This is a genomic window from Streptomyces sp. WZ-12 (genome assembly GCF_028898845.1).
Taxonomy (GTDB): Bacteria; Actinomycetota; Actinomycetes; order Streptomycetales; family Streptomycetaceae; genus Streptomyces.
Map to the genome: position 1 here is coordinate 3,271,436 of NZ_CP118574.1, position 25,313 is coordinate 3,296,748.

A 25,313-nucleotide genomic window follows, 5' to 3' on the forward strand; every position below is an offset into this window, starting at 1 on the left:
TTCGGCAAGCAAGTTGAGCTTTACCCACTCAATGCCGGGGAGCCGGCGGTTGTTCCCCGCCACCTGTTCGCTGTGAGCGATCAGCGCGGGGCAACTCGGTTACGGGGCAGGGCGCATGGGCCCTGCGGGAGGGTGCCGCTACCAGTGGGCGGGGCGGCGCAGCCCCCGCGGCAGCCGGGTGCGCGCATCGCCCCGGGCGGCGTTCACCTGGGCCTGTGTCAGGAAGAGGCCGTCGGTGAGGTCGGCGCCGCGCAGATCGGCGTCCCGCAGATCGGCGCCGATCATGTCCGCGCTCCGCAGGTCCGCGCCCCGCAGGTCGGCGGCGATCAGATACGCGCCGCGGAGGTTGGCGCCCCTGAGGTCGGCGCCCTTCAGCCGGGCCCCCATCAGGTCCGCGCCCCGCCGCTCCTTCTTACGGCCCGGGACCCTCGCCCGGACCGCTTCGCTGACCCGCAGCAGCAGGACGTTGACCTCACCGCGGTGCCCGGCCACGTCCACCGCGGCCAGCTCCTCGGCGGTCCCCAGGGTCAGCCGCTCGGTCTTCTCCAGGGCGGAGCGCAACTCCTCCCGTACCGCGGCAGGCAGCGCGGCGCCGGCCGCTCCGGTGGAGTCGGTGCTCGCACCGGGCGCCGGCAGCGCCACCGCCTCCGTGAGGTACCAGAGCAGCTCGTGGAGTTGGCGCAGCACGGCGAACGCGTCGAACATCGGCCGGGCGGTCTCGGGCGCGCTCCGCCAGTCCCGCCCCTCGAAGGTGACCTGGGAGACCTTCTGCCCGGCGCCGAAGCACTCGAAGACCGTGCAGCCGGAGAAGCCGCGCTGCCGCAGGTCCCGGTGGATGCCACAGCGGAAGTCGGTCGCCAGGTTGGGGCAGGGCCGCCCGGCCTCCTTGTCCAGCGCGAAGTCCGCGGACCGGGCGAACGGCAGCGCCACACAGCACAGCCCGAAGCAGTTTCCGCAGTCGGAGCGCAGCGGCAGCCGGTCGGCCTCCGGGGCCTGCGGCGGGGTGGACGCGCGGTCCTCCTGGGTGGGGCGACGCTCGTGCGACACGTTCTCAGCTCCTGCGGCCGGCGGTCGCCCTTCCGTTGCGGCGCCCGCGAGGCGACCCATTCTCCGGGATCGGCGCCGCCGGCGGACGGGCCGGGGTCAGGGCGTCCGGGGCGCCCGCAGCGCCGGGTGGCCCAGGTCGCCCAGCAGCGGGGCGGGTCCGGAGCGCTGCGCCCGCCAGTGCCGGAGCAGCGGCCAGGCGGCCAGGCCGAGGACGAACGAGAGCAGATGACCCCAATCGGTCAGCGGGTCCGATGCGTTGAGCAGCCCGGCCACCGCCTGGTAGCCGGCCGCGGCCACCAGGGGCCAGCGCGCCCAGGCGGGCAACAGCCCGGCGAGCGCCCCGATACAGGTCATCACGCCGAAGCTGATCCCGTAGTCGAGGCGGTGCAGTGAGCTGTCCGGCAGCGACCCGGCGGCGACCGAGAAGCCCACCGGCATCTCGGTGGCGAGGGTGGCCAGCGCATGGCCGCCGAAGAACACCACCGCGGTGCGCACCCCGCCGATCCGCCGCTCCAGGGCGGTCATCACGAACAGGAAGACCAGCGCGAACCCGGAGGTCACCCCGCCGGCTATCCACAGCGCGCTGGCGACGAGCACCAGCAGCGGCGCCTGCGCGAGGTGGGTCACGTCCGTACTGGAGCCCTGGAGCAGCGCGGCGACCACCGAGGGGTTGCCGTGGTCGGCGTAGAACGAGGTGGCCAGGAGCAGCAGCGCGTAGCAGAGGGTGAAGGGGGCGCCGGTGGGGGTGGGGAGCAGCCGCCAGGGGCGCAGGCCCTGCCAGGGGCGGCGGGCCGGGGCGTCCACCGGGTCGGGGGCGGCCGCGGCCGCCTCCCCGCGCTGGCGGGGGACACCGGCGAGCAGTGCCGGGGCCGCGCCGCCGGGGCCGGCCACGGTCGGGGCCGCCCCGTCGCCGACCGGGGCGCCGTCGACCGGCTCCGCCGCACTCGTCATCCCAGGTCCTCTCCCCGCCCCCGCGCACCGTTCGCGCCCCACTGTGCCCGGCCAACCCATGAGTCAGCTATGTGAGTGATATCCGTCACGGCCGGCAACCCCCGTGTGGTGCACCGGTGTTGCCCCCTCCCCCGCGCGAGGCCGCCGCCCGCCGTCGGTGGACCGACCGGAGGGGACGTTGCTAAAGATGGCCGCATGGCTCCCGTTCACCCCTGGCATCCGCACGCCGGCGCCGAACCGGCCGTACGCACCCTGGACCGTCGCGAGGGCCCCCACGGGGAGGTGGTGCTCCGGCAGCGCGACCCGGTCGGGGCGGCCCCCGGGGAGGCCGGTCCGGTCTACGAGATCATCGCGAACGGCTGCTTCCTTATGGACACCTCCGACGGGCGTTCCGAGCGGCTGCTGGTCGACGCGGCGCTCGCCGCGCTGCCGCCGGACCGCCCCCGCCCCTCGCTGTTGATCGGCGGGCTGGGCGTGGGCTTCTCGCTGGCCCGGGCGGCCGCCGAGCCGCGCTGGGGCCGGATCGCGGTCGCCGAGCGGGAGGCGGCGGTGATCGACTGGCACCGCGCCGGCCCGCTCGCCACGGTCTCCGGCCCGGCGCTGGCCGACCCGCGCACCGCGGTCCTGCCCACCGACCTACTGGCCCACCTGCGCACGGACGCCGCCCAACACCCTTACGACGCCCTGTGCTTGGACATCGACAACGGCCCCGACTGGACCGTCACCGACGACAACGACACCCTCTACTCCCCCGCCGGACTGGCCGCCTGCCGCGCCGCGCTGACCGACGGCGGGGTGCTCGCGGTGTGGTCGGCCCAGCCGTCCCCGGCGTTCGAACGGGCGCTGGAAAACGCCGGATTCGGGGGCGTACGGACCGAAGAGATCCCGGTTGCCCGAGGCGTCCCGGACGTTGTCCACCTTGGGCTCCGGTGCGCGTAGGGCGCGTAGCCGACTGTCACATCATGCCCTTACGCTGCTGCCCAGCACGACGCGACAAGACACGACCACGCAGGCAAGACGCGACCACGCAGGGCACATGCAGGGGCGGGCGATGGACCAGACTCAGACAACCCAGGGCGGCACCACCGCGGCCACGCCGGGCGCCCAGCGCCGGGTGCTGGTCGTGGAGGACGATCCGACGATCGTCGACGCCATCGCGGCCCGGCTGCGCGCCGAGGGCTTCCAGGTGCAGACGGCCACCGACGGCCCGGCGGCGGTGGACACCGCCGAGGCGTGGCAGCCCGATCTGCTCGTCCTCGACGTGATGCTGCCGGGCTTCGACGGCCTGGAGGTGTGCCGCCGGGTGCAGGCGCAGCGCCCGGTGCCGGTGATGATGCTCACCGCCCGGGACGACGAGACCGACATGCTGGTCGGCCTCGGCGTCGGCGCCGACGACTACATGACCAAGCCGTTCTCCATGCGGGAACTGGCCGCCCGGGTGCACGTGCTGCTGCGCCGGGTCGAGCGGGCCGCGCTGGCCGCGCACACCCCGCGCAGCGGCATCCTGCGGCTCGGCGAGCTGGAGATCGACCACGCCCAGCGCCGGGTCCGGGTGCGCGGCACCGACGTCCACCTCACCCCCACCGAGTTCGACCTGCTGGTCTGCCTGGCGAACACCCCGCGCGCGGTGCTCTCCCGCGAGCAGTTGCTGGCCGAGGTCTGGGACTGGGCGGACGCCTCCGGCACGCGCACGGTCGACAGCCACATCAAGGCGCTGCGCCGCAAGATCGGCGCCGAGCGCATCCGCACGGTCCACGGCGTCGGGTACGCCCTGGAGACCCCGCCGGCATGACGCTTCGGTGGCGGCCGCGCGCACGGGACCTGTGGGACCGGTTCTGGGAGGGGTTGCGGCCGCTGGACCCGTACCGCTCCGTCAAGGCCGCGCTCGGCGCGCTGGTGATCGTCTCGGTGATCATCACCACACTCCTGGTGTTCGTGGCGATGCACTCGGCGACCGAGCTGCGGGTGATCACGGTCTTCTCGATCATCGCCTCGCTGCTGATCACCCAGTTCGTGGCCACCGGCCTGACCGCCCCGCTCGGCGAGATGACCGAGGTGACCAGGGCGATGGCGCACGGCGACTACACCCGCCGGGTGCGCGCCGGCCGCCGCGACGAGTTCGGCGACCTGGCCGACGCCTTCAACCGCATGGCCGCCGACCTGGAGGCGGTGGACACCCACCGCAAGGAACTGGTCGCCAACGTCTCGCACGAGTTGCGCACCCCCATCGCGGCGCTGCGCGCGGTGCTGGAGAACGTCGTCGACGGCGTCTGCGAGCCGGACTCGGACACCATGCGCACGGCCCTGAAGCAGACCGAACGCCTGGGCCGCCTGGTGGAGCACCTGCTGGACCTGTCCCGTTTGGACAACGGCGTGGTCCCGCTGCACGCCCGGCGCTTCGAGGTCTGGCCGTACCTGTCCGGGGTGCTCAAGGAGGCCAACATGAGCCGCGGCGCCTCCACCCTCTCCGGCGTCACCGGCTCCGGCGCCCACACCCGCACCGACGTCCACCTCCACCTCGACGTCTCCCCGCCGGAGCTGACCGCGCACGCCGACGCCGAGCGGCTCCACCAGGTCGTCGCCAACCTCATCGACAACGCGATCAAGCACAGCCCGCGGCACGGCCGGGTCACCGTGCGCGCCCGCCGCGGCGACGGGCCGGAGAGCCTGGTGCTGGAGGTCCAGGACGAGGGCCCCGGCATCCCGGAGTCGGAGCGCTACCGGGTCTTCGAGCGGTTCAACCGCGGCGGCCCCGGCTCCTCCGGCCCGGGCACCGACGGCGGGACGGGGCTGGGCCTGGCGATCGCGCGCTGGGCGGTGGACCTGCACGGCGGCCGGATCGGGGTGGCCGAGTCACCCCGGGGTTGCCGGATCCGAGTCACTCTTCCGGGGCTCACGTCATCCCGGGGCTGACGTCGGCTGACGTAGGGTCGGTGGTGGGAGCACTGATTTCCGGGGTGCTACGGCGATGCGCGCTACCCGCACGCGGGCAAACCTCGTGTGTTTCCCGCCAAGTCAGGCCCTGAAACCCTTCGGTGAATGTGACGTGCGCGACGAGTGACCCTCCCGGACTGCACCAAAGGTCACAAGAGGCGTAGCCTTTATTCCCGCTGTCCACCACCTTAGGAAGCGGAAGAGGGCGGTTGCCGCCGTGTCGCTACAGTCCCCCAACAGTGCGAGTGTCTCGACCGAACAGGAAGAGCAGCGGAAGAATCCCGCTGCGGCGTTCGGTTCCAACGAGTGGCTCGTCGACGAGATCTACCAGCAGTACCTCCAGGACCCGAACTCGGTAGACCGAGCCTGGTGGGACTTCTTCGCCGACTACAAGCCGGGCGGTGCCACCGCGCCGAACCAGCCGGCAGCAGGCGCTGCTCCGGCGGCCCCGGCTCCGTCGGCACCTGCCCCGGCGGCCCCCGCCGCGGACGGGCCGAAGCCCCCCGCCCAGCCGGCCGCGCCGGCCCAGCCCGCCGCCCCGGCCAAGCCGGCCGCCGCTGCTGCGCCCGCGCCTGCCAAGGCCGCTCCCGCGAAGCCCGCGGCGAAGGCCGCCCCGGCGAAGAGCGCGCCCACCGGCGAGGCCCCCGCGGGCCCCGAGCTCGTCACCCTGCGCGGCCCGTCGGCCGCCGTTGCGAAGAACATGAGCGCGTCCCTGGAGCTGCCGACGGCCACGTCCGTCCGCGCGGTCCCGGTGAAGCTGCTGTTCGACAACCGCATCGTCATCAACAACCACCTCAAGCGCGCCCGCGGCGGGAAGGTCTCCTTCACGCACCTCATCGGGTACGCGATGGTGCAGGCCCTCAAGGCCATGCCGTCGATGAACTACTCCTTCGCGGAGAAGGACGGCAAGCCGACGCTGGTCAAGCCGGCGCACATCAACCTCGGCCTGGCCATCGACCTGGTCAAGCCGAAGGGCGAGCGCCAGTTGGTCGTCGCGGCCATCAAGAAGGCCGAGACGCTGAGCTTCTTCGAGTTCTGGCAGGCGTACGAGGACATCGTCCGCCGGGCCCGGGACAACAAGCTGACGATGGACGACTTCACCGGGGTCACCGCGTCGCTGACGAACCCCGGCGGCATCGGCACCGTCCACTCCGTGCCGCGTCTGATGCCCGGCCAGTCCATGATCATGGGCGTCGGTTCGATGGACTACCCGGCCGAGTTCCAGGGCACCTCGCAGGACGCCCTGAACAAGCTGGGCGTCTCCAAGGTCATGACGCTGACCAGCACCTACGACCACCGGGTGATCCAGGGCGCCGCCTCCGGCGAGTTCCTGCGGGTCATGAGCCAGCTCATGCTCGGCGAGAACGACTTCTACGACGACATCTTCAAGTCGCTGCGGATCCCCTACGAGCCGATCCGTTGGATGCGGGACATCGACGCCTCGCACGACGACGACGTCACCAAGGCCGCCCGGGTCTTCGAGCTGATCCACTCCTACCGGGTCCGCGGCCACGTCATGGCCGACACGGACCCGCTGGAGTACCACCAGCGCAAGCACCCCGACCTGGACATCACCGAGCACGGCCTCACCCTGTGGGACCTGGAGCGGGAGTTCGCGGTCGGTGGCTTCGCCGGCAAGTCCATGATGAAGCTGCGCGACATCCTGGGCGTGCTGCGCGACTCGTACTGCCGCACCACCGGCATCGAGTTCATGCACATCCAGGACCCCAAGCAGCGCAAGTGGATCCAGGACCGGGTCGAGCGCCCGCACAAGTCCCCCGAGCGCGACGAGCAGCTCCGCATCCTGCGCCGGCTGAACTCCGCCGAGGCGTTCGAGACCTTCCTGCAGACCAAGTACGTCGGCCAGAAGCGGTTCTCGCTGGAGGGCGGCGAGTCGGTCATCCCGCTGCTGGACGCGGTCATCGACTCCGCGGCCGAGGCGCGGCTGGACGAGGCCGTCATCGGCATGGCCCACCGCGGCCGGCTCAACGTGCTCGCCAACATCGTCGGCAAGTCCTACGCCCAGCTCTTCCGGGAGTTCGAGGGCAACCTCGACCCGAAGTCGATGCACGGCTCCGGCGACGTGAAGTACCACCTGGGCGCCGAGGGCACGTTCACCGGCCTGGACGGCGAGCAGATCACCGTCTCCCTGGCCGCGAACCCCTCCCACCTGGAGGCCGTCGACCCGATCGTCGAGGGCATCGCCCGCGCCAAGCAGGACATCATCAACAAGGGCGGCACGGACTTCACCGTCCTGCCGATCCAGTTGCACGGTGACGCGGCGTTCGCCGGCCAGGGCGTGGTCGCCGAGACGCTGAACATGTCGCAGCTCCGCGGCTACCGCACCGGCGGCACGGTCCACGTCGTCATCAACAACCAGGTCGGCTTCACCGCCGCCCCGGAGTCGTCGCGCTCGTCCATGTACGCCACGGACGTGGCCCGCATGATCGAGGCGCCGATCTTCCACGTCAACGGCGACGACCCCGAGGCCGTCGTCCGGGTCGCCCGGCTCGCCTTCGAGTTCCGCCAGGCGTTCAACAAGGACGTGGTCATCGACCTCATCTGCTACCGCCGCCGCGGCCACAACGAGCTGGACAACCCGGCCTTCACCCAGCCGCTGATGTACGACCTGATCGACAAGAAGCGCTCGGTGCGCAAGCTCTACACCGAGTCGCTGATCGGCCGGGGCGACATCACCCTCGAAGAGGCGGAGCAGGCGCTCCAGGACTTCCAGGGTCAGTTGGAGAAGGTCTTCACCGAGGTCCGCGACGCCACCACGGCGCCCGGTGCGGTGGAAGTGCCGCAGCCGCAGGCGGAGTTCCCGGTCCACGTGGACACCGCGGTCTCCCAGGAGGTCGTCAAGCGGATCGCCGAGTCCCAGGTCAACATCCCCGAGAACATCACCGTCCACCCGCGCCTGCTGCCGCAGCTCCAGCGCCGGGCGACGATGGTCGAAGAGGGCACGATCGACTGGGGCATGGGCGAGACCCTGGCCATCGGTTCGCTGCTGATGGAGGGCACCCCGGTCCGGCTCGCCGGCCAGGACTCCCGCCGCGGCACGTTCGGCCAGCGCCACGCGGTGCTGATCGACCGGGAGACCGGCAACGACTACACCCCGCTGTTGTACCTGTCCGAGGACCAGGCGCGGTTCAACGTCTACGACTCGCTGCTCAGCGAGTACGCGGCGATGGGCTTCGAGTACGGCTACTCGCTGGCCCGTCCGGACGCGCTGGTGATGTGGGAGGCGCAGTTCGGCGACTTCGCCAACGGCGCGCAGACCGTCGTCGACGAGTTCATCTCGTCCGCGGAGCAGAAGTGGGGCCAGACCTCCGGCGTCACCCTGCTGCTGCCGCACGGCTACGAGGGCCAGGGCCCGGACCACTCCTCGGCCCGGATCGAGCGCTTCCTCCAGCTCTGCGCGCAGAACAACATGACCGTCGCCATGCCGACGCTGCCGTCGAACTACTTCCACCTGCTGCGCTGGCAGGTGCACAACCCGCACCACAAGCCGCTGGTCGTCTTCACCCCGAAGTCGATGCTGCGTCTGAAGGCCGCGGCGTCGAAGGCGGAGGAGTTCACCACCGGCGGCTTCCGGCCGGTCATCGGCGACAGCACGGTCAAGCCCGAGGACGTCCGCAAGGTCGTCTTCTGCTCCGGCAAGGTCTACTACGACCTGGAGGAGGCGCGGACCAAGCGCGGCGCGAACGACACCGCCCTGGTCCGGATCGAGCGGCTGTACCCGCTGCCCGGCAAGGAACTCCAGGCGGAGATCGCCAAGTTCCCGAACGCCGAGAAGTACCTGTGGGCGCAGGAGGAGCCGGCGAACCAGGGTGCCTGGCCGTTCCTCGGTCTCAACCTGATCGACCACCTGGACCTGGCGGTCGGCGCCGACGTCCCGCACGGTGAGCGCCTGCGCCGCATCTCGCGGCCGCACGGCTCCTCGCCTGCGGTCGGTTCCGCCAAGCGGCACCAGGCCGAGCAGGCCCAGCTCGTGGCGGAGGTCTTCGACGCGTGAGCGTCTAGTCCGTGACCACGGCCCCGAAGGGCCCGTTCCCACCCAGGGTGGGGCGGGCCCTTCGGGCTGTCCGGGCCCGGCGCGGAGGCCGGCGGCCCGCGGCACGGGCGGTCCGCGCGGCTGCCTATCCTGGCCGCAATGTCCCTTTGACCTGCTGGAGAGCACGTGTATTTCACCGACCGCGGCATCGAGGAGCTGGAGAACCGGCGCGGCGAGGAGGAGGTCACCCTCGGGTGGGTGGCCGATCAGCTCCGGACCTTCGTCGACCTCAACCCGGACTTCGAGGTGCCGGTGGAGCGGCTGGCCACCTGGCTGGCCCGGCTGGACGACGAGGACGAGGAGTAGGGCGTAGCCGAGTAGGGCGTAGGGGCGTAGGGCGCACGGGGCCGTCACCTAGGGGAACGCAAGGGGCGTATCAGGGCACGGTCGGGGTTGAGCCCGCTTGACTCTCCCGGACTGCGATATATCGTGTCTAACGAAGACGCGATATGTTGCGTTGTCCGCCTACCCAGGGGAGGCCAGGTATGTCAGCCCAGTCCGAGTGGACGGTCTCCGGGCCGCGCACGCTGGAGTTCGCCGAGCCCGTCCGGACGCTGACGGTGCGCCTGGTGGGCGGCACCGTCAACGTCGTCGGCACCACCGAGGACGGCCCGGCCCGCCTGGAGGTCTCCGCGGTGGACGGCCCGCCGGTGTCGGTCTCCCACGAGGACGGCACCCTCTCCGTCGGCTATGACGACCTGCCCTGGAAGGGCTTCTTGAAGTTCCTCGACCGCAGGGGCTGGCAGCGCAGCGCGGTGGTCTCGGTGACGGTGCCGGCCACCACCCGCGTCGAGGTCGGCGTGGTCGGCGCCGGCGCGGTCGTCTCCGGCATCTCCGGCCCCACGGAGCTGCGCGGGGTCAACGGGGACGGCACCCTCGTCGGCCTCTCCGGCGCGGTCCGCGCCGACACCGTCAGTGGCAACGTCGAGGCCCAGGCACTCACCGGCGACCTCCGCTTCCACTCCGTCTCGGGCGATCTGACGGTCATCGACGGCACCGGCGGCGCGGTCCGCGCCGAGTCCGTCAGCGGCGACATGGTGCTGGACCTGGATCCGGCGACCGGCGCGGAGATCGAACTGACCACGGTCTCCGGCGAGATCGCCATCCGGCTGCCCGACCCGGCCGACGCCAAGGTGGACGCCGGCACCACCACCGGCGCGGTCACCAACGCCTTCGTCGACCTCCGGGTCACCGGCCAGTGGGGCGCCAAGCGGATCACCGGCTCGTTGGGCGCCGGCACCGGCCGCCTCCGGGCCACCACGGTCTCCGGCGCCCTGGCCCTGCTGCGCCGCCCCGCCTACGAGGAGTCGGACGGCCCCGCCGGCGCCGCGTCGTCCGGCGCGCCGGGCGAAGGCCCCTCCCCCACGACCCCGCCCGCCGGGAAGAAGGTGCTCTGAGCATGCCCCCCGTCTTCGCCCACGGCCGCCTGCGGCTCTACCTCCTCAAGCTGCTCGACGAGGCCCCGCGGCACGGCTACGAGATCATCCGCCTCCTGGAGGAGCGCTTCCAGGGGCTCTACGCCCCGTCCGCTGGCACGGTCTACCCCCGGCTGGCCAAGCTGGAGGCCGAGGGCCTGGTGTCCCACACCACCGAGGGCGGTCGCAAGGTCTACTCCATCACCGGCGCCGGCCGCGCCGAGCTCGCCGACCGCGGCGGCGAACTGGCCGATCTGGAGCTGGAGATCCGCGAGTCGGTGGCGGCGCTCGCCTCCGACATCCGCGAGGACGTCAGCGGTTCGGCCCGCGATCTGCGCCGCGAGGTCAAGGAGGCCGCCCAACAGGCCCGCGCGGGCGGCCAGAAGGGCAACGGGAAGGCCGGCGGCAAGGCCGGTCGCGGGGCCCCGGGCGGGCGCCCGTTCCCGGAAGCCTCGGACTACTTCGACGGCGCGTACGGCGACAAGGACGCCTGGCGGCAGGCGAAGGAGGAGTTCCGGCGCGCCAAGGAGGAGTGGAAGGAGCAGGCCCGGCGGGCCAAGGAGGAGAGCCGGCGCGCCAGGCAGGACGCCCAGCGGGCCCGCAAACAGGCCCGGGACGCCCAGGTGTTCGCCCGCGAGGAGGTCCAGCGGGTGATCCGCACCGTCCAGGAGCAGGCCCAGGGTGTGGTGCGCACCGGGGACTGGTCGGCGGCGGTGAAGGAGGCGCTGGCCGAGGTCTCCCGCGAGGTCGGCCGCTTCACGGGCGCCCCGTCCGGTGCCGGCGAGCGCGACGGCGCCGCGGACGGCCCGCGGGTCACCGTCGAGCGGGTCGACCTCACCAAGGAGGCCCCGGAGTCGGCGCCCCCGGAGGAGGCCGCCGCGCCGGCCGCCGGGGCGGCGCCCGCGCCGCCCGAGCCCGCCGCGCCCGCCTGGGCCACCGAGCCCGGCAGCGGCGATCCGGCCCGCGACTTCGACCGCCTGCTGGACCGCTTCCGCGACGACCTGCGGGACGCGGCCCGCGACCACGGCGTCACCGCGGAGCAATACGCCGAGTCCCACCGCCGGTTGGCGTCGGCCGCCGCCCACATCGGCACGCTGCTGCGCCGCCCCGGGGCGGGCGACGACGCCTCGGCGACCCCCGACGACGGCACGGGCGCGGACGGCGGCCCGGGGGCCGGCCGGGGGGCGTAGGCGCGGGCCGGCGGACCCGGTGGTCGGGCGCCCACGTGCGCTCCCCCGACCCGGGGCCGCCGTTGTTCCGTCCCCTGCGGAGGCCGAGCCGGCCGCCGGCGCCCCACGTACCGCCCTCAGCCCGCGCGTTCGGCGGGCGGCCGGGCCAGCGTCCGCGCCACCGCCTCGTACGTCACCCCGCGGCCGGCGAGCACCGCCCCGGCCGGTCCGGAGCGGGCGGTGAGCGCCAACAGCAGGTGCTCGTCGCCGACATGCCGGTCGCCGCGGCCGAGCGCGATCCGCAGGGCGCGCTCCAGCACCGCCTTGCCCTCCGGCGCGAACGCCCGGCGCATCCGTTTGCCGCGCCCGCCCCGGCGACCACCGGCGGCCAACGCCCCGGCGCCGTGCGCCTCCTCCACCCGCGCGATGACCTCCTCGACGTCGATCCCGAGCCCGGCCAGCGCCGCCGCGTCGGCCGCCGTGAGGCCGGCCCGCCGGCGGGCCGCCGCCAGGTCGTCGGCGAGCGCCGCCCGTGGCGCGCCGAGCCCGTCGAGCGCCGCGGCGGCCGGGGTGCCCCGGCGGTCCAACACCGCCAGCAGCAGCTCCGGTTCGCCGATGGTGTCGCTGCCGGTGCGCTCCGCGTGCGCCCCGGCGTCGCGCACCACCGCCCGCGCCCCGACCGTGAGCCTCTCGAACATCAACGCCTCCCGTGCTTCTTGTGGACCGCCTGCCGACTGACCCCCAGCTCGGCGGCGATCTCCTGCCAGGACCAACCCTTCGCGCGGGCGCTGCGCACCTGTACGGCCTCCAACTGCTCCAGCAGCCGGCGGAGCGCGGCGACGGCACGCAGCCCGGCCCGCGGGTCCGGGTCACTCGCCCGTGCGGCGAGATCCGTTGCTTCGGTCATGATGTCAACGTAGGTTGACGGACAGAATGCGTCAACCCCGATTGACGGCCCTCTTCTCAAAGGTGCCCCTCCGCACCCCAACCCCCTTGACCTCAACCGCACTTGAGGGATCAGGCTCGTGCCGCACCCAGAAGAGCCCCACGCGAACGGAGCCGTCATGCCCCCGACCGACCCCGCCCCGACCCTCGAATTCCCGGACGTCCAACGGCCCGACACCGGCACCGTCCTGATCAGCCCCTGGCTGGTACCGGACGCCCGTTTCCAACGCCCGGCGGCCGACGCGGTGGTGGACGCCTGGGAGGCGCAGCCCCGCCCGGCCGCGATGCTGACGCTCACCACCTTCCTGAGCACCGACGGCGGCCACGTCCTCAACTACGCGCAGTGGACCGACGACGCGGCCCACCGGGAGTGGGTGCGCACCCGGCGCCCCGCCGCCCTCGCCCCCGTCGACGCGGCCCTCCCCGGCATCCGCCGCCCGGGCGTGGTCCGCTACCGCCACCACCGCAGCCACGTGGCCGCCGAACGCGCCACGCGGACACCGGAGTTCGTGGTGACCCCGACGTTCGCCACCGCCACAGCGGACGCCCAGCGCGCCCTCGCCGACACCGTGCTCGGGATGCTGGCCGAGGAGCCCGTCCCGGGGCTGCTCGGCGCCCACTTCCACTTCTCCCAGGACGGCCGCCGGGTGCTCAACTTCGGCGAGTGGCGGGGCCGTTCGGCCTGGCGGGCGTTTGCCGACAGCGCCGCTCCGGCCCGACTGCGGGCGGCGATCGAGGCGCTGCCCGGGGTCGCTCCCGCCCCGGCGGTACCGGCGGACGACGCGGCGGTGGGCACGCCCGGCGTACCGGCCGTGCCCACCTATGTGCCGCACCGGAGCCTGGTCAACGTCCCACCGCCAGGCCGCGGTTGACGCCCCTTCGGGGCCGGTGCCGACGGCTCAGACCGTCAACACGACCTTCCCGAAGAGCTCCCCCTCCGCCATCTTCGCGAAGCCCTCGCGCGCCCGGTCCAGCGGCAGCGTCGAGTCGATCACCGGCCGGATGCCCTTGGCGGCGCAGAAGTCGAGCAGTCCGGCCAGCTCCTCCTTGCTGCCCATGGTCGATCCGACGACCTTCAGCTCCAGGAAGAAGATCCGGTTCAGCTCGCCGCTCTTGGGCGTGAAGCCGCTGGTGGCACCGGAGATGACCAGGGTGCCGCCGGGCCGCAGCGACCTGATCGAGTGCGACCAGGTGGCCGCGCCGACCGTCTCGATCACCGCGTCCACCCGCCCGGGCAACCGCTCACCGGTCGGGAACGCCGCCTCGGCGCCCAGCTCCACGGCGCGCTTGCGCTTGGCCTCGTCCCGGCTGGTGGCGAAGACCCGCAGGCCAGCGGCGGCGCCCAGCACGATGGCGGCGGTCGCCACCCCGCCGCCGGCGCCCTGGACCAGCACGCTGTCACCGGGCCGGACGCCGGCGTTGGTGAACAGCATCCGGTACGCGGTCAGCCAGGCGGTGGGCAGGCAGGCCGCCTCCTCGAACGACAGCTCCGCGGGCTTGGCCAGGACGTTCCAGGCGGGCACGGTGACCCGCTCGGCGAAGGTGCCCTGGTAGCGCTCGGTGAGGATGGAGGGCTTCTCGTCGGGGCCGACGCCGTGGCCGGTCTGCCCGATGACGGAGTGCAGGACGACCTCGTTGCCGTGCTCGTCGATGCCGGCGGCGTCGCAGCCGAGGATCATCGGGAGCGACGCTTCGGTGATCCCGACGCCGCGCAGCGTCCACAGGTCGTGGTGGTTGAGGGAGGCGGCCTTGACGTCGACGGTGGTCCAGCCGGGGCGGGCGGTGGGGGCCGGGCGCTCCCCCAATTCCAGTCCGGAGAGCGGCTGATCGCGGTCGATGCGGGCGGCGTAGGCAGCAAACATGATCCCAAAGTAGGCCGCCGGCGGGCCCCGCGACAGCGGGCGCGGGTGTGACACGCACCGCCCGGCGGGTGCGCGCGGGTGGCCGGATCCGTGCGGTCGTTTCCCGCCGACGCCGCCCCATGCGGACGGGCCGGGCCGGCACCCCTTGGGGGTGTCGGCCCGGCCCGTTTTCCGGTGGTCGGTCCGCGGCGGACCGGTCAGCGCCGGGCCACGCCCTCCGCGCGGGCGGCGGCCGCGACGGCCGCGGTGACGGCCGGGGCGACCCGCTCGTCGAACGGCGAGGGGATGACCTTGTCCGCGCTCAACTCGTCGGCGACGACGGCGGCCAGCGCCTCCGCGGCGGCGAGCTTCATGCCCTCGGTGATCTGCGCGGCGCGCACCTGCATGGCGCCGGCGAAGATGCCGGGGAAGGCGAGCACGTTGTTGATCTGGTTCGGGAAGTCGCTGCGCCCGGTGGCGACCACGGCGGCGTACTTGTGGGCGACGTCCGGGTGGATCTCCGGGTTGGGGTTGGCCATCGCGAAGATCAGCGAGTCCTTCGCCATCTTCGACACCGCCTCCTCCGGCACCGTGCCGCCGGAGACCCCGATGAAGACGTCGGCGCCGTCCAGCGCCGACTCCAACGAACCGGTCAGGCCGGCCTTGTTGGTGAAGCCGGCCAGCTCGCGCTTGACGTCGGTGAGGTCGTCCCGGTCCGCCGAGACCACGCCCTTGCGGTCGCAGACGGCCACGTCGCCGATGCCCGCGTTGATCAGGATCTTGGCGATGGCGACACCGGCCGCGCCGGCGCCGGAGATGACCGCCCGCAGGTCGCCGAGCTCGCGCTCGGTGAGCTTGGCGGCGTTGCGCAGGGCGGCCAGGGTGACCACGGCGGTGCCGTGCTGGTCGTCGTGGAAGACCGGGATGTCCAGCCGCTCCTGGAGCCTGCGCTCGATCTCGAAGCACCGCGGCGCCGAGATGTCTTCCAGGTTGACGCCGCCGAAGGACGGCGCGAGCCGGACGACGGTCTCCACGATCTCGTCGGTGTCGGTGGTCGCGAGCGCGATCGGGACCGCGTCGACACCGCCGAACTGCTTGAAGAGGATGGCCTTGCCCTCCATCACGGGAAGGGAGGCTTCCGGCCCGATGTCGCCCAGCCCCAGCACCGCCGTGCCGTCCGTGACGACGGCGACGACCTGGGACTTCCAGGTGTAGTCGTGCACGAGCTCGGGCCGCTCGGCGATGGCGCTGCACACCTTGGCGACGCCCGGCGTGTACGCGAGGGACAGGTCGTCCCGGTCGCGGACCGGCACGGTCGCCTGGATGGCCATCTTGCCGCCGCGGTGCAGGGCGAAGGCCGGGTCGAAGGGCTCGCCGGACGTGCCGTCCGCGCCGCCCGCACCGGTCTCGCGATCGCTGCGAGGATTGACGATCTCCGCTGCCACTGTTCTTAGACCCCTTTGTCGTAAATCAGTTGAGGGTGGCCACTCCCTGGTTGGGGGGTGGGCGGGCACCGCGCCCGCGCCCTGCGCCGCGGATGGCCGCCACGCGGGGGGAGGTACGGACGCCGGGCGCGCCGCACACGCGCCCTGAGCCCCGGATGAGGGGTGTAACGACCCTTTCTACCGGACGGGCATGCACGCCGACGAGTCAGATTCGTTACCTGCTGGTACAAGGCCCCGACAATAGCGACGGAATGCCCAAAATCACTGAACGCCCTCCGGGCCGTCCGTATTCCGAGACATCGCCCCTTCGTCGGCGTTCTCCCTATCCTCCGCGGGCAGCCGATTCCCTTGCGCCGGAAGGCCGGTAGTGACCATTGCCCGTCCGTTATGCGATTTTGACCTGAACGGCAGTCCGAATACCGGAGTCCGGATGGCAAGATTCCGTCACCGACCGAGGGCGCGACGCCCAAAGGTGCCCAAAGGTGTGTGCCCACCCCCTTCTCACCAGCGCATCGGCTGCCCACACTGGCACGTCGGTTACCCATCCGCAGGAGGATCCGCATGACCGCAGACACCACCCGTCGCGCGGCGGCCGGCAGGCCCGGCAGGTCCGTCAAGACTGCTGCCGCGATAGCCACGGTCACCGCATCGCTGCTGCTGCTCAGCGCTTGCGGTGACCAGACCCAGGCGGCGCAGGCCCGGCGGGAGGCGGCGAAGAACCGGAATCCGCACGCCCCGCTTTTCAGCAAGTTGCCCAAGGACGTCCAGGACAAGGCGATGCTCCAGGTCGGCTCGGACATCACCTACAAGCCGGTGGAGTTCCGGTCGAACGGCAAGGTGGAAGGCATCGATCCGGATCTCGCCGCCGCCATCGGCAAGGAACTGGGCATCAAGCTCAATTTCAACAACGCCACCTTCGACACCCTCATGGGCGGCCTGAAGTCCCAGCGCTATGACATCGCGGTGTCGGCGATGACGGACACCAAGGACCGCCAGCAGGGCGTCGACTCCACCACCGGCAAGAAGATCGGTGAGGGCGTCGATTTCGTGGACTACCTCAACGTCGGCGTCTCGCTCTACACGCAGAAGGGCAAGACCCAGGGCATCGACGGCTGGGAGACCATGTGCGGCAAGAAGCTGGCCGTGCAGCGCGGCACCGTCTCGCACGACCTGGCCAAGGAGAAGTCCAAGTCCTGTGAGGCGGACGGCCAACAGCCGATCTCCATCGAGGCGTTCGACAACGACTCCGAGGCCCAGACCCGGCTGCGCACCGGCGGGGTCGACGCGGTCTCCAGCGACTACCCGGTCGCGGCCTACGCGGTGAAGGTCTCCGGTGGCGGCAACGACTTCCAGATGGTCGGCGGCGCCCCGCTCAAGGCGGCCCCGTACGGCATCGCCGTCCCCAAGGGGCAGGAGAAGCTGCGCGACGCGATCAAGGCGGCCGTGGAGCTGGTGATCAAGAACCACGCGTACGACGCCGTCCTGGCCAAGTGGAACGTCAGGGACGCCGGCGTCAAGGAAGTGAAGATCAACGGCGGCTCCTGAGGCCGGCGTTCGACCCGCCGAAGCCGGCGCGGTCCGCGCGTCCCTCCGTTACGCCTCTCCCGTCACACGCTGAAAGGCAGCCCTGTGTCAGTCGACGTCGACAAGCCGGCCGAGCCGCCGGCGGCCGCTCCGCCCCAGCCCGAGCCCATCAAAGCCATCCCCGTCCGCCACTACGGCCGCTGGGTCGCCGCGCTCGTCGTCATCGGGCTGCTGGCGCTGCTCGTGCGGGCCTTCGCCTCCGGAAAGGTCAACTGGGGCGCGATACCGGAGTACATGTTCAACGCGGACATCCTCAAGGGTCTGCGCAACACGTTGTGGATCACGCTGCTGGCGATGGTGATCGGCATCGTGCTGGGCGTGATCCTGGCGGTCATGCGGCAGTCCAAGAACCCGGTGACCTCGACCGTGGCGTGGTTCTACGTCTGGTTCTTCCGCGGCACCCCGGTCTACGTCCAGCTCTTCCTCTGGTTCAACCTCGGCCTGGTCTTCCAGTACATCGACATCATGCCGATCTACAAGGACGAGTGGTCGGACTTCATGACCCCGTTCCTGTGCGCGCTGCTCGGCCTCGGCCTCAACGAGGCCGCGTACATGGCCGAGATCTGTCGGGCCGGTCTGAACGCCGTCGACGAGGGCCAGACCGAGGCCGCGCACGCGCTGGGCATGAGCCACGGCAAGACCCTGCGCCGGATCATCGTGCCGCAGGCGATGCGGGTGATCGTGCCGCCGACCGGCAACGAGGTCATCAACATGCTCAAGACCTCGTCCCTGGTCATCGCGGTGCAGTACTACGACCTGTTGCAGGCCGCGCAGAACGTCGGCCGGGACTCCGGCGTGGTGGTCGAGATGCTGATCCTGGCCGCCGCCTGGTACTTGATCGCCACGACGGTGCTCAGCATCGGCCAGTACTACCTGGAGCGCTACTACGCCCGCGGCTCCAGCCGCCAGCTTCCGCCCACCCCGTTCCAGCGCCTCAGGGCGAAGCTGGCCGGCCCGAACCGCGCCGGAGGTGCGGCATGAGCAAGCCCACGAGCAGGACCGCGATCACCGGCTCCGGCAAGGCCGCCGTCCCGATGGTCAAGGCCGAGGGCGTCCACAAGTCCTTCGGCAACGCCCACATCCTCAAGGGGATCGACCTGGAGGTGGCGCCCCGGGAGGTGTTCTGCCTGATAGGCCCCTCCGGCTCCGGCAAGTCGACGTTCCTGCGGTGCATCAACCACCTGGAGAAGATCAACGCCGGCCGGCTGTCGGTCGACGGCGAACTGGTCGGCTACCGGGAGCACCACGGCAAGCTCTACGAGCTGCGCGACCGCGAGGTCGCCGCCCGTCGGCGGGACATCGGGATGGTCTTCCAGCGCTTCAACCTCTTCCCGCACATGACCGCGGTGGAGAACGTCATGGAGGCGCCGGTCCAGGTCAAGGGCGAGGCCAAGGCGTCCGCGCGGGAGCGGGCGGTCAAGCTGCTGGACCGGGTGGGGCTGGCCGACAAGGCCGGCAACTACCCCTCGCAGCTCTCCGGCGGCCAGCAGCAACGGGTGGCGATCGCCCGGGCGTTGGCCATGGAACCCAAGCTGATGCTCTTCGACGAGCCGACCTCGGCCCTCGACCCGGAGCTGGTCGGCGACGTGCTGGACGTGATGAAGGACCTGGCGGCCGACGGCATGACGATGGTCGTGGTCACCCACGAGATGGGCTTCGCCCGCGAGGTCGGCGACTCGCTGGTCTTCATGGACGACGGCGTGGTCGTCGAATCCGGCCACCCGCGCGAGGTCCTCACCAACCCCCGGCACGAACGGACCCAGTCGTTCCTGTCCAAGGTGCTCTGACGGGACCGACCGCGACGGCGCGGTGGACGGGACCGGCGCGGTCCCGCCCCCCGCGCCGGGTGCCCGCGCGGCGCCGGGGGTTACTTCAGCGCCAGCACGAGGCTGTCGGTCGGCGAGGCCCATACCGGGCGCACCTCGGCGAACCCGGCCGCGCGCAGCGCCTCGGCGTGCCAGCGCAGCGGGGGCGTCTCGCCGTCCGCGTGCTCGCCGTAGATCGCGAAGCGCTCGGCGGTCGGCCCGGCCAGGTACGGGTCGGCGGCGGCCCGCCGCCACCACTCCGCCCAGTCGACCGCGCCGGCCTCCTTGGCGCGCGCCATCCGGGCGTGCCGGAACTCCCGCTCGGCGGCGTTGATCCGCGGGGTCTCCTCGTCGGGCATGTGGTCGGCGTTGAGGAACACCCCGCCGTCCCGGACCAGGCCACCCAACTGCCCGTACAGCGCCCGCAGTTCGGGCGCATGCAGCCAGTGCAGCGCGGTGGCGGTGAGCACCGCGTCGAAGGAGTCGTGGGGCAGCCGCGCGGGCCACTGCGGGTCCTTGAGGTCGGCCCGGACGAAGCGGATCCGCGGCTCGTCTGCGAAGTATCCCTCGGCGATCGCCAGCAGCGCCGGGTCCAGGTCGACGCCGACGCTCTCGGCCTTGGGGAACCGCCTCAGCAGCCGGTCGGAGATGCTGCCGGTGCCGCACGCCAGGTCGAGCACCCGGGGCTTGGGACCCACCAGCGCCTCGACCATGTCGAGCATCACCCGGAACCGCTCCTCGCGGTCCGGCATGTACCACTCCTGCTGGCGGTCCCAACTGTCCTGCCACGCCTGCCAGTCGCCGTCGAGCACGGTCTCGGTCATTGCCACCCCTCCGGTACGTAATACCCTCGTACTGACAACACCCATTACGCCTGGGTGCTTGCACCTTAGACGCCGTCCCGTAAGGATTACAAGTGGAACTGGCCTATTACTCGGACTATGCCGTGCGACTGGTCAACACCGAGCAGCCCGAGCGCGGCGGGGACAGTCTCAGCTCGGTCGAGGCGGTCCGCGAACTCTTCGGCGTCGCCCAGCAGGCCGCCCGGCGGGCCACCGAGAGCGATGTGACCCGGCTGCGGGCGGTCCGCTCCCGGCTGCGGGCGGTCTTCGAGGCGGCGGACGGCGGCGACGAGGTGCGCGCGGTGGACCTGCTCAACGCCCTGATGATGGAGTTCCCGGTCAGCCCGCAGATCTCCGGCCACGAGTTCCGTGATGACGACGGACGCCCCAAGTGGCACATGCACATCGCCGACCACGCCGCCAACGCCACCGCCGGCTACACCGCGACCGCCTGCATGGGCCTGGCGTTCCACCTCACCGAGCTGGGCGTGGACCGGCTGGGCATCTGCGAGGCCAGACCCTGCCGCAACGCCTATCTGGACACCTCGACCAACCGGTCCCGGCGCTACTGCTCCGACCGCTGCGCCACCCGCTCCAACGTCGCCGCCTACCGCGCCCGCAAGCGCCGGGAGAGCGGCCGTACCGCCGACAGCGCCCAGGCGCCCCAGTCGAGCACCGCGCGCGGCGAGCGCTGAAGCCCGCGCGGCGGCCGCACCCGCAGCCAGGCCCGGGCGATCACCAGCTCGTCGGGGACCGCCCCGAACTCCCGGCTGTCGTTCTCCACGAACGGATTGTCGCCGCGCACCCACCAGCCGCCGTCCCGCCGCTCGACCGCCCGCTTGACGATCAGCAGGTCCTGCCGGAACGGGTGCCGCAGCACGACCACGTCACCGGGGCGCACCGCCGCCCCGTACCGGACCACGAGCTGGTCCCCGGGCCTGAGCGTCGGCACCATCGACGGGTTGTAGACCTCGGCCAGCCCCAGCGCCCGCAGCGGCCCGCCGCGCGCCGACTCCGCGCCGTCGTCCACGCCCCGCTCCGGCCCGCGCACCCGCTCCGGCATCCGTACCTCCCACTGCTGCCCCCGTCCGACCCTCACGGACCATCCTCCATCAGTCCCGACCCGGTGCCGGACTTTTGCCCTAAGACCCCCGGGGCGCCCGAGAAAAGCCTTCCCGCACCGAGTAATCTCGCACCTGAGAAGACGATCACGAGGAAGGACTGAACATGCTTTCCCGCCTGTTCGCCCCGAAGATCCGGGTCAGCGCCCACTGTGACCTGCCCTGCGGCGTGTACGACCCCGCCCAGGCCCGCATCGAGGCCGAGTCGGTCAAGGCCGTCCAGGAGAAGTACCAGGCCAATGAGGACCCGGACTTCCGCACCCGCGCCGTCCTGATCAAGGAGCAGCGGGCCGAGCTGGCCAAGCACCACGTCTCGGTGCTGTGGAGCGACTACTTCAAGCCCCCGCACTTCGAGAAGTACCCGGAGCTGCACCAGTTGGTCAACGACACCCTCAAGGCGCTCAGCGCCGCCAAGGGCTCGAACGACCCGGCCACCGGCCAGAAGGCCCTGGACCTGATCGCCCAGATCGACAAGATCTTCTGGGCGACCAAGAAGGGCTGAGCCCGTCTCAACCCGCCCGGCCGGCGCTCACTTTGATCGCCCGGTCCCGGAACCGACCGCACCCGGTCCGCACCCCGCCGCAACCCGGCGGACGTCGCGGGCCGGGTGCGGCCGTTCCCGGTAGCGCCACGGACCGCCCGGCGGCGGGCGATAGCCCCGCCCTATAAGCCCCTGACGCCTCAGTGTTCGACCGACAGCGGCCCGCCGTGCCGGACCAGCCAGTCGTGGTACGCCTCGCTGGCCCAGGCGATCTCCGTGTAGGCGGCGGTGAGGTCGGCGAACAGGTCGTCGGCGGAGGCGGCCGGCGGGCCGTCCGCGCGGCAGGCCATGAACAGCCGGACCGCCAACGGGTCCCCGTACAGCGGGCGGATCGCCATGCCGGGGCGGGAGCGTGCGGTGGGCTGGCAGGGGGTGACCACCTCGCCGGCCATGACGAGGTCCACGGCGGTGAGGTAATCGCCGTGCACCACCCGGGGGTTGATGCCGGCCGCGGCCCAGATGCGGCGCAGGCCGGCCCACTCGCCGTCCACCGTCGGGTCGACCATCCACTGGTCGGCGGCCAGGTCGGCGACCCGGACGACGGGATGGCCGGCCGCCGGGTGACTCTCGGCGAGGGCGATGAACTGCGGTTCCCTGGCGAGGAGTTCGTGCGCGAGCAGCCCGTCGGGGACGCGCAGCGGGGCGCCCTCGACCTCGTGCACGAAGGCCGCGTCGAGCTGGCCCATCGCGACCATGTGGAGCAGGGCGTTGGCGGACACGTCGGTGCGTATCGTGGTGTCGGTCTCCGGCAGGCGGGCGCGCAGTCGGCGCAACCAGCCGGCGACGGCCGGGCTGTTGGTGCTGCCGATCCGCAGCCGGGTGCCCTCCTCCCGTACGGAGACCGAGGCGACGTCCTCGACAAGCGCGCGCATTTCGGCCACTATCGGCCGGGCGCGACAGAGCACCGAATGCCCTAGCGGGGTGGGACGACTGCCGGTCGGCTCGCGGAAGAAGAGCTGACCGCCGAGGGCCTTCTCGATGCGGTGGAGCTGGGTGGTCAAGGAGGGTTGGGTCATCCCCAGCTGACGGGCCGCCTTGCGCACGCTGCCGGTGTCGGCGATGGCGCACAGGGCGCGAAGATGCCTTACCTCAAGCTCCACGCCCGGAGCATAAACGCGCAGGCGCAACTCACACCAGGCTTTCACCACCGGTCCGAACTCCGGCCCTTCACCAGCGCGTTGGCCGGTCGCCACCCGGGGTATTGACCCGCGCTATCGCCACCTGGCATCTCCGCCTTCCGGGTGAACTCCGTCCACACTCAACGGCACCAAGAAATCCGCAGGGCCCCGGCCGCCGCCCCACACGGCGGCCGTACGGCCCCTCGGAAATAAAGGAGCCCCCCACATGAGAACTCCCAAGACGGCGCTGTCGGCTGCGCTCGGTCTGGGCCTCGCCGCCGCGCTCGCCGCGGCCGCACCGGTGTCGGCCGCGCCCGCCACCGCACACTCCGCCCCCCACCACAGCACCCCCGCCTCGATCGCCGCCTACACCGGCTCGGCGGCCGAGAAGGCGAACACCAAGGCGTTCTTCAACGCCGTCATGGCGGTGGCCAAGGCCAAGCACCTGGCCAACCCGTCCCTGAAGTCGGTGACCGTCACCTACGACGCGAGCGCCGCGCCGTCCTTCGCGGACCAGATATCCCAGAGCGCCTCCATCTGGAACGGCGCCGTGCAGAACGTCAAGCTCCAGGCGGGCAGCGGCGGCGGCGACTTCCAGTACAAGGAGGGCGACGACCCGCGCGGTTCGTACGCCAGCACCGACGGCCACGGCAAGGGCTTCGTCTTCATCGACCACAGCCAGGCCCAGCAGTACAACTCGGTCCGCGTGGTCGCCCACGAGACCGGTCACGTGCTGGGGCTGCCGGACCACTACGAGGGCCCGTGCAGCGAGCTGATGTCCGGTGGCGGGCCCGGCCCGTCCTGCCAGAACACCCAGCCGGACGCCAACGAGCGCGCCCAGGTGGACCAGCTCTGGGCCAACGGCCTGGCCGGCGTCCACTTCGGCGGCTGACCTCCCGGGTCACCTCCGGGACGCGGCACGGCGGTCGCCCGTCGTCCGCCCGGCCGGGCTGACGGAGACCGGGCGGACGGCGGGCCGGGGCTGACGGAGCCCGGCACCTGGCGGGGTCGGCCTCCGTACCCCCCACCAGCCCTCGCGCGCCGTACGTCCGCCCATGCGGTGGGGCTCCTCCCGAGCCCCACCGCTTGCGCGTGCAAGGGGAGTTGACCGGTCAGCGCCAGAGGGCCTGGCCGAGGGCCAACCCGGCGCCGGCGGCGGCCAGTCCGGCCACCAGGCTGAGCACCACGTTGAGCGCGGCGTACCGGCGCGCGCCGTCGGCGGCCAGCCGCAGCGTCTCGTAGGAGAACGTCGAGTAGGTCGTCAGCGCCCCGCACAGGCCGGTGCCGAACAGCAGTTGGAGGTCCGGGCCCGCGGCGCCGGTCAGCACGCCCAGGACGAGGCTGCCGCCGACGTTGACGGCGAGCGTCCCCCAGGGGAAGACGGAGTCGTGCCGGGACTGCACGAAGCGGTCGGTGAGGAAGCGCAGCGGTGCCCCGACCATGGCACCGGCCACCACCAGCAGCCAGTTCACTCGCGCGAGTCCTCCCCGCCGGCGGCCGTGCCCGCCCGGCCCCGGAACGCGATCGTCTCGCACGGGTCGAGGGTCATCAGGCCCCCGCCGGCGAGGAGTTCGGTCAGTTGCGGCAGGAACGCCCGCACCCGTTCCTCGGTGTCCACCACGATCACCGCCACCGGCAACTCCTCGCTGAGCGAGAGCAGTCGGTGGGTGTGGATCAGCGAGGTGGCCCCGAAACCCTCGATGCCGCGGAAGGCGCTCGCCCCGGCCAGCCCCGCCGCGCGGGCGCGGTGCACGATCTCCGCGTAGAGCGGCCGGTGGTGCCAGAGGTCCTGCTCGCCGACGAAGACGGTCAGCCGCAGGCCCGGCTCGCCGGCCGGCACCGGCCCGCCCGGGGACCCGGCCGGGCCGCGGCCCGCCGTGCCGCCCGTCACGTCGTCGGTCATGCCGCCCGCCGCCCCGGTCCGACCAGCGCGCGGGTGGTGGCCGCGGCGAGCGCCACCGCGGCCAGTGCGGCGAGCAGGGTGCCGGCGAGATAGGCCAGGGCCAGCGGCAACCGGCCGGCACCCACCAGACGTTGGATGTCCACCGCGTAGGTGGAGAAGGTGGTGAAGCCGCCGAGGACGCCGGTGCCCAGGAACGGGCGGAGCAGCCGGTGGGCGCTCCACACCTCGGTGATCAGCACCATCAGGACGCCCATCAGCGCGCAGCCGACCACGTTGACCAGCAGCGTGGTCCAGGGGAAGGCGTCCCGCGCGCTCGGCCAGAGCAGCCCCGCGCCGTAGCGGGCCGAGGCGCCGAGGGCGCCGCCCACGGCCACCGCGCCGATCACCGGCCACTGGCCCTGCCAGGGCAGCGGGCGGCGGGCTGGTTCGTCCATGGTCCGCGGGCCTTTCTGCTCTGCGCGTGCGACCGGGCGTCGTCGCCCTCAGGTTAAGCCGCGCCGTTTGACACGGCTAAACATGGGATGTTCCCATCACTGGTGGAATCGGCGCCCCGTCGGATGAGTGCCGACGGACGCGGAACCCACGCCCCGCGAACGAG

Annotated in this window: 26 protein-coding genes; 14 read left to right on the forward strand and 12 right to left on the reverse strand. The window is 72.3% G+C overall.

Annotation, left to right across the window (positions count from 1 at the left end):
• Nucleotides 1-138 precede the first annotated feature (138 nt).
• Together PV796_RS13630 and PV796_RS13635 are read right to left on the reverse strand one after the other, a co-directional pair.
• Nucleotides 139-1,047, reverse strand: coding sequence for a pentapeptide repeat-containing protein (locus tag PV796_RS13630; protein ID WP_274913315.1), 909 nt, complete (start codon nt 1,045-1,047; stop codon nt 139-141).
• 96 nt (nt 1,048-1,143) lie between these two features.
• The gene (locus PV796_RS13635; protein ID WP_274913317.1) at nt 1,144-1,998 is read right to left on the reverse strand and encodes a rhomboid-like protein; all 855 of its coding nucleotides are present in this window, start codon (nt 1,996-1,998) and stop codon (nt 1,144-1,146) included.
• A gap of 195 nt (nt 1,999-2,193) precedes the next feature.
• Between PV796_RS13635 and PV796_RS13640 the strand changes: the two genes are divergently transcribed.
• From PV796_RS13640 to PV796_RS13670, 7 genes are all read left to right on the forward strand, one after another.
• A complete protein-coding gene (locus PV796_RS13640; protein ID WP_274913318.1) occupies nt 2,194-2,937 on the forward strand; it encodes a spermidine synthase in 744 nt (247 codons plus the stop codon).
• A gap of 112 nt (nt 2,938-3,049) precedes the next feature.
• On the forward strand, nt 3,050-3,790 hold the full coding sequence (locus PV796_RS13645) for a response regulator transcription factor (protein WP_274913320.1): 741 nt from the start codon (nt 3,050-3,052) through the stop codon (nt 3,788-3,790).
• Nucleotides 3,787-4,911, forward strand: coding sequence for a HAMP domain-containing sensor histidine kinase (locus PV796_RS13650; protein WP_274913321.1), 1,125 nt, complete (start codon nt 3,787-3,789; stop codon nt 4,909-4,911). Before PV796_RS13645 ends, PV796_RS13650 begins: the two co-directional genes overlap by 4 nt.
• 238 nt (nt 4,912-5,149) lie before the next feature.
• Nucleotides 5,150-8,947: a multifunctional oxoglutarate decarboxylase/oxoglutarate dehydrogenase thiamine pyrophosphate-binding subunit/dihydrolipoyllysine-residue succinyltransferase subunit gene (locus tag PV796_RS13655; RefSeq protein WP_274913323.1), complete on the forward strand. Its 3,798-nt coding sequence runs from the start codon at nt 5,150-5,152 to the stop codon at nt 8,945-8,947.
• A 165-nt stretch (nt 8,948-9,112) separates the two neighbouring features.
• On the forward strand, nt 9,113-9,292 hold the full coding sequence (locus tag PV796_RS13660; protein WP_189295496.1) for a DUF6104 family protein: 180 nt from the start codon (nt 9,113-9,115) through the stop codon (nt 9,290-9,292).
• Between the two features lie 179 nt (nt 9,293-9,471).
• Nucleotides 9,472-10,383 carry a DUF4097 family beta strand repeat-containing protein gene (locus tag PV796_RS13665; RefSeq protein WP_274913326.1) on the forward strand — a complete coding sequence of 304 codons (912 nt, stop codon included), beginning with the start codon at nt 9,472-9,474 and terminating at the stop codon, nt 10,381-10,383.
• A gap of 2 nt (nt 10,384-10,385) precedes the next feature.
• A complete protein-coding gene (locus PV796_RS13670) occupies nt 10,386-11,591 on the forward strand; it encodes a helix-turn-helix transcriptional regulator (protein WP_274913328.1) in 1,206 nt (401 codons plus the stop codon).
• Between the two features lie 116 nt (nt 11,592-11,707).
• Here PV796_RS13670 and PV796_RS13675 read toward each other — a convergent pair whose 3' ends face one another.
• Together PV796_RS13675 and PV796_RS13680 are read right to left on the reverse strand one after the other, a co-directional pair.
• Nucleotides 11,708-12,268: a Clp protease N-terminal domain-containing protein gene (locus PV796_RS13675; RefSeq protein ID WP_274913329.1), complete on the reverse strand. Its 561-nt coding sequence runs from the start codon at nt 12,266-12,268 to the stop codon at nt 11,708-11,710.
• Nucleotides 12,268-12,477 carry a helix-turn-helix domain-containing protein gene (locus PV796_RS13680; protein WP_039640853.1) on the reverse strand — a complete coding sequence of 70 codons (210 nt, stop codon included), beginning with the start codon at nt 12,475-12,477 and terminating at the stop codon, nt 12,268-12,270. The genes PV796_RS13675 and PV796_RS13680 overlap by 1 nt, the downstream gene beginning before the upstream one ends.
• A gap of 157 nt (nt 12,478-12,634) precedes the next feature.
• On the opposite strand from PV796_RS13680, the gene PV796_RS13685 reads away from it, so the two are divergent.
• The gene (locus PV796_RS13685) at nt 12,635-13,387 is read left to right on the forward strand and encodes an antibiotic biosynthesis monooxygenase (RefSeq protein WP_274913332.1); all 753 of its coding nucleotides are present in this window, start codon (nt 12,635-12,637) and stop codon (nt 13,385-13,387) included.
• 27 nt (nt 13,388-13,414) lie between these two features.
• Here PV796_RS13685 and PV796_RS13690 read toward each other — a convergent pair whose 3' ends face one another.
• Nucleotides 13,415-14,377, reverse strand: a complete 963-nt coding sequence (locus tag PV796_RS13690; RefSeq protein ID WP_274913334.1) for a zinc-binding dehydrogenase — start codon at nt 14,375-14,377, stop codon at nt 13,415-13,417.
• A 197-nt stretch (nt 14,378-14,574) separates the two neighbouring features.
• Complete coding sequence (locus PV796_RS13695) at nt 14,575-15,801, reverse strand: NAD(P)-dependent malic enzyme (RefSeq protein WP_274913335.1); 1,227 nt, start codon at nt 15,799-15,801, stop codon at nt 14,575-14,577.
• 561 nt (nt 15,802-16,362) lie between these two features.
• Here PV796_RS13695 and PV796_RS13700 point away from each other — a divergent pair.
• The 3 genes from PV796_RS13700 to PV796_RS13710 all read left to right on the forward strand — a co-directional run bounded on the left by PV796_RS13700 (nt 16,363) and on the right by PV796_RS13710 (nt 19,172).
• Nucleotides 16,363-17,346, forward strand: coding sequence for an ABC transporter substrate-binding protein (locus tag PV796_RS13700; RefSeq protein ID WP_274913336.1), 984 nt, complete (start codon nt 16,363-16,365; stop codon nt 17,344-17,346).
• A gap of 84 nt (nt 17,347-17,430) precedes the next feature.
• Nucleotides 17,431-18,366: an amino acid ABC transporter permease gene (locus PV796_RS13705; protein WP_274913338.1), complete on the forward strand. Its 936-nt coding sequence runs from the start codon at nt 17,431-17,433 to the stop codon at nt 18,364-18,366.
• Between the two features lie 53 nt (nt 18,367-18,419).
• Nucleotides 18,420-19,172: an amino acid ABC transporter ATP-binding protein gene (locus PV796_RS13710; protein WP_274919010.1), complete on the forward strand. Its 753-nt coding sequence runs from the start codon at nt 18,420-18,422 to the stop codon at nt 19,170-19,172.
• A gap of 80 nt (nt 19,173-19,252) precedes the next feature.
• Here PV796_RS13710 and PV796_RS13715 read toward each other — a convergent pair whose 3' ends face one another.
• A complete protein-coding gene (locus PV796_RS13715; protein WP_274913339.1) occupies nt 19,253-20,014 on the reverse strand; it encodes a class I SAM-dependent methyltransferase in 762 nt (253 codons plus the stop codon).
• 92 nt (nt 20,015-20,106) lie between these two features.
• On the opposite strand from PV796_RS13715, the gene PV796_RS13720 reads away from it, so the two are divergent.
• Nucleotides 20,107-20,727, forward strand: coding sequence for a CGNR zinc finger domain-containing protein (locus PV796_RS13720; protein WP_274913340.1), 621 nt, complete (start codon nt 20,107-20,109; stop codon nt 20,725-20,727).
• On the opposite strand, the gene sodX is transcribed toward PV796_RS13720, so the two are convergent.
• Nucleotides 20,640-21,095 (reverse strand): nickel-type superoxide dismutase maturation protease, encoded by a 456-nt coding sequence (gene sodX / locus PV796_RS13725; protein WP_274919011.1) that lies wholly within the window; start codon nt 21,093-21,095, stop codon nt 20,640-20,642. The genes PV796_RS13720 and sodX overlap by 88 nt on opposite strands.
• 164 nt (nt 21,096-21,259) lie before the next feature.
• Between sodX and sodN the strand changes: the two genes are divergently transcribed.
• Nucleotides 21,260-21,655: a superoxide dismutase, Ni gene (gene sodN / locus PV796_RS13730; protein ID WP_274913341.1), complete on the forward strand. Its 396-nt coding sequence runs from the start codon at nt 21,260-21,262 to the stop codon at nt 21,653-21,655.
• 179 nt (nt 21,656-21,834) lie between these two features.
• On the opposite strand, the gene PV796_RS13735 is transcribed toward sodN, so the two are convergent.
• Entirely contained in the window at nt 21,835-22,794 is a 960-nt protein-coding gene (locus tag PV796_RS13735; RefSeq protein ID WP_274913342.1) for a LysR family transcriptional regulator, read from the reverse strand.
• A gap of 244 nt (nt 22,795-23,038) precedes the next feature.
• On the opposite strand from PV796_RS13735, the gene snpA reads away from it, so the two are divergent.
• Nucleotides 23,039-23,704, forward strand: a complete 666-nt coding sequence (gene snpA / locus PV796_RS13740; RefSeq protein WP_274913343.1) for a snapalysin — start codon at nt 23,039-23,041, stop codon at nt 23,702-23,704.
• 220 nt (nt 23,705-23,924) lie between these two features.
• On the opposite strand, the gene crcB (PV796_RS13745) is transcribed toward snpA, so the two are convergent.
• The 3 genes from crcB (PV796_RS13745) to crcB (PV796_RS13755) are packed head-to-tail and all read right to left on the reverse strand — an operon-like array spanning nt 23,925 to nt 25,149.
• Nucleotides 23,925-24,284, reverse strand: coding sequence for a fluoride efflux transporter CrcB (crcB, locus tag PV796_RS13745; RefSeq protein ID WP_274913344.1), 360 nt, complete (start codon nt 24,282-24,284; stop codon nt 23,925-23,927).
• Nucleotides 24,281-24,715: a DUF190 domain-containing protein gene (locus PV796_RS13750; protein ID WP_274913346.1), complete on the reverse strand. Its 435-nt coding sequence runs from the start codon at nt 24,713-24,715 to the stop codon at nt 24,281-24,283. The genes crcB (PV796_RS13745) and PV796_RS13750 overlap by 4 nt, the downstream gene beginning before the upstream one ends.
• The gene (gene crcB / locus PV796_RS13755; RefSeq protein ID WP_274913347.1) at nt 24,712-25,149 is read right to left on the reverse strand and encodes a fluoride efflux transporter CrcB; all 438 of its coding nucleotides are present in this window, start codon (nt 25,147-25,149) and stop codon (nt 24,712-24,714) included. Before crcB (PV796_RS13755) ends, PV796_RS13750 begins: the two co-directional genes overlap by 4 nt.
• Between the last annotated feature and the right edge of the window lie 164 nt (nt 25,150-25,313).